General features: G+C 40.3%; 2 protein-coding genes. Both read left to right on the plus strand.

What is annotated here, in order from left to right:
- Positions 1-390: 390 nt before the first annotated feature.
- Positions 391-2,166, plus strand: coding sequence for a pyruvate oxidase (spxB, locus tag E5983_RS08810; RefSeq protein WP_160333463.1), 1,776 nt, complete (start codon positions 391-393; stop codon positions 2,164-2,166).
- Positions 2,167-2,412: 246 nt separating this feature from the next.
- Complete coding sequence (locus E5983_RS08815) at positions 2,413-3,063, plus strand: redox-sensing transcriptional repressor Rex (RefSeq protein WP_160333464.1); 651 nt, start codon at positions 2,413-2,415, stop codon at positions 3,061-3,063.
- Positions 3,064-3,219: the final 156 nt, after the last annotated feature.

Raw genomic sequence — 3,219 nt, forward strand, 5'->3', positions numbered from 1 at the left:
CCTCAGAAAAGTATTGCCCAGTTATGACAATTTTTTGGATGCTTTGTTGTCTTGTTCTTGTTTCAAATGACTATAAATTTGAAAAAATTTAGTTCTGTCCCACTCCCTTTCTTTTTACTCTATTGAGAGGTATTCGAGCAGGGCAAACCGATCCAACACCTTCCCTGAGATAAGGGACGGCAGTAACCTCTAACAAGTTCCAGGCCTACTTTTGAGGAAGTACCAGTGCGTGAAAAAACTTCCTCAAAACGTTATTTTTAGAATAATTCTTAAAATTTTGAGCAGATTGTTTTCATTGTGCTCGAAACTGTGATATAATTACCTTGTAATACTAGTTAAGCGTTTCCATTAATTAGTTTATGATTACTATTTCAAAGGAGATTTGTCACTATGACTAAAATCACTGCTTCTGCTGCTATGCTCAATGTTTTGAAAACATGGGGCGTTGATACAATTTATGGTATTCCTTCTGGTACTTTGAGTTCCTTGATGGACGCACTTGCAGAAGACAAAGATATCAACTTCTTGCAAGTACGCCATGAAGAAACTGGTGCTCTTGCAGCTCTTATGCAAGCTAAATTCGGTGGATCTATCGGGGTCTGTGTCGGTTCAGGTGGACCTGGTGCAACTCACTTGATCAACGGTATCTACGATGCAGCTATGGATGCTACTCCAATGTTGGCAATCCTTGGTTCTCGTCCTGTTACTGAATTGAACATGGATGCTTTCCAAGAGTTGAACCAAAACCCAATGTACAATGGTGTAGCTGTCTACAACAAACGTGTAGCTTACGCTGCTCAATTGCCAAAAGTTATCGACGAAGCTTGCCGTGCTGCAATCGCTAAAAAAGGTCCTGCAGTTGTTGAGATCCCAGTTAACTTTGGTTTCGAAGAAATCGATGCAGATTCTTACTACGGATCTGGAACTTACGACCGTACATTTGTAGCTCCAGCTTTGAACCAAGTTGAAGTTGATAAAGCGGTTGAAATCCTTAACAACGCAAAACGTCCAGTTATCTACGCTGGTTTCGGTGGTGTTGGTGCAGGTGATGTGATCACTGAACTTTCTCGTAAAATCAAAGCTCCTATCATCACAACTGGTAAGAACTTTGAAGCCTTTGAGTGGGATTACGAAGGTTTAACTGGTTCTGCTTACCGTGTTGGTTGGAAATCTGCCAACGAAGTTATCTTCGAAGCAGACACAGTTCTCTTCCTTGGAAGCAACTTCCCATTCTCAGAAGTTTACAACACTTTCAAAAACATCGAAAAATTCATCCAAGTGGATATCGATCCATACAAACTTGGTAAACGTCATGCGCTTGATGCTTCAATCCTTGGTGATGTTAAAGAAGCTGCACAAGCTATCCTTGATAAAGTAAACCCAGTTGAATCTACACCATGGTGGAGAGCTGTTGTCAAGAACAACCAAAACTGGCGTGATTACATGAACAAGCTTGAAGGTAAAACTGAAGGCGAATTGCAATTGTACCAAGTTTACAACGCAATCAACAAACATGCTGATGAGAACGCAATCTACTCAATCGACGTAGGTAACTCAACTCAAACTTCTACTCGTCACCTTCACATGACTCCTAAGAACATGTGGCGTACTTCTCCACTCTTTGCGACAATGGGTATTGCTCTTCCTGGTGGTATTGCTGCTAAGAAAGACAATCCAGATCGCCAAGTATGGAACATCATGGGTGACGGAGCATTCGGTATGTGCTACCCAGACGTTATCACAAACGTTCAATATGACCTACCAGTTATCAACGTTGTCTTCTCAAACGCTGAGTATGCCTTCATCAAGAACAAATATGAAGATACAAACAAACACTTGTTTGGTGTAGACTTCACTAACCCAGATTACAAGATGATCGCTGAAGCTCAAGGTGCTGTTGGATTCACAGTGGATCGTATCGAAGATATGGATGCTGTTATGGCAGAAGCTGTGAAATTGAACAAAGAAGGTAAGACTGTTGTAATCGATGCACGCATCACTCAACATCGTCCAATCCCAGTAGAAGCTCCAGAACTTCGTTTGGATCCAAAAGCTTACTCTGCTGAAGAAATTGCAGCTTACAAAGAGAAATACGAAGCTGAAGAATTGGTACCATTCCGTCTCTTCCTTGAAGAAGAAGGTTTGGAATCACGTAACTACAAATAAGCCTTGTGCTTAAAAGGTTGAGGGATTCCCTCTCAACCTTTTTTCTTTGCCTGATAGAGGATAAAGTTCGGTTTTTCTTTCGAAATCCCCATCGAATCCCTAAAGTAAGACCCCACTCCTGTTCCTATACTAGAACTATTAGAACTTCTATCATAATTTTTGTAAGTATATTCATTGCTTTTTAGGCTTGATTCCTTTATAATATAATTAATTCACAAACTCTTGAGAAAGGAAGGGATAGGGATTATGGAAGTGAGAAATCAACCAATTCCTCGTGCAACCGCCAAGCGCTTATCTCTTTACTATCGTATTTTTAAGCGCTTTAATACTGAAAAAATCGAAAAAGCTAGTTCCAAACAAATCGCCGAAGCTATTGGAATTGATGCCGCAACTGTTCGCAGAGATTTCTCTTATTTTGGAGAGCTAGGAAGACGAGGCTTTGGTTATGATGTCAAAAAACTCATGACCTTCTTTGCAGATCTCCTCAACGACAACAACATTACTTATGTAGCTCTTGTGGGTGTTGGAAATATGGGAAAAGCCTTGCTCCACTACCGCTTTGAAGAACGCAATAAAATGAAAATTGTCATGGCCTTTGATCGGGATGAACATGAGGCCGTAGGGACGACTACTGATGACGGTATTCCAATCTATCCTATCTCTCAACTGCAAGAAAAATTAAGTGAGTCTGAGGTTAAAACCGCTATTTTAACAGTTCCCAGTGTTAAAGCCCAAGAAGTTGCCAATCAACTCGTCAATACCGGCATTAAAGGAATTCTCAGCTTCTCACCCGTTAACCTATCTGTTCCTAAAGATGTTGTTGTCCAATATGTTGACTTGACTAGTGAACTACAGACTCTTCTCTACTTTATGAACCGATCTGAAAAAAATAAATAGCTATCTAAAATCGAGAACAGAAAATGTTCTCGATTTTTTGCAAGCAGTGGATTTTACGTAAGCGCCCAATAACAAGGTATCTTCCGATAAAGTAGAAATCTAGCTATACTAGTCTCAGAAAACATGAGTAGAGGAGATTGGTTTAGTGGATGCGAA

This window comes from Streptococcus danieliae (genome assembly GCF_009767945.1).
GTDB lineage: Bacteria > Bacillota > Bacilli > Lactobacillales > Streptococcaceae > Streptococcus > Streptococcus danieliae.

What these genes read in the sequence shown, in the direction of transcription:
- spxB (WP_160333463.1), top strand. Translation starts at nt 391, where the DNA reads ATGACTAAAATCACTGCTTCTGCTGCTATGCTCAATGTTTTGAAAACA.
- E5983_RS08815 (WP_160333464.1), top strand. Translation starts at nt 2,413, where the DNA reads ATGGAAGTGAGAAATCAACCAATTCCTCGTGCAACCGCCAAGCGCTTA.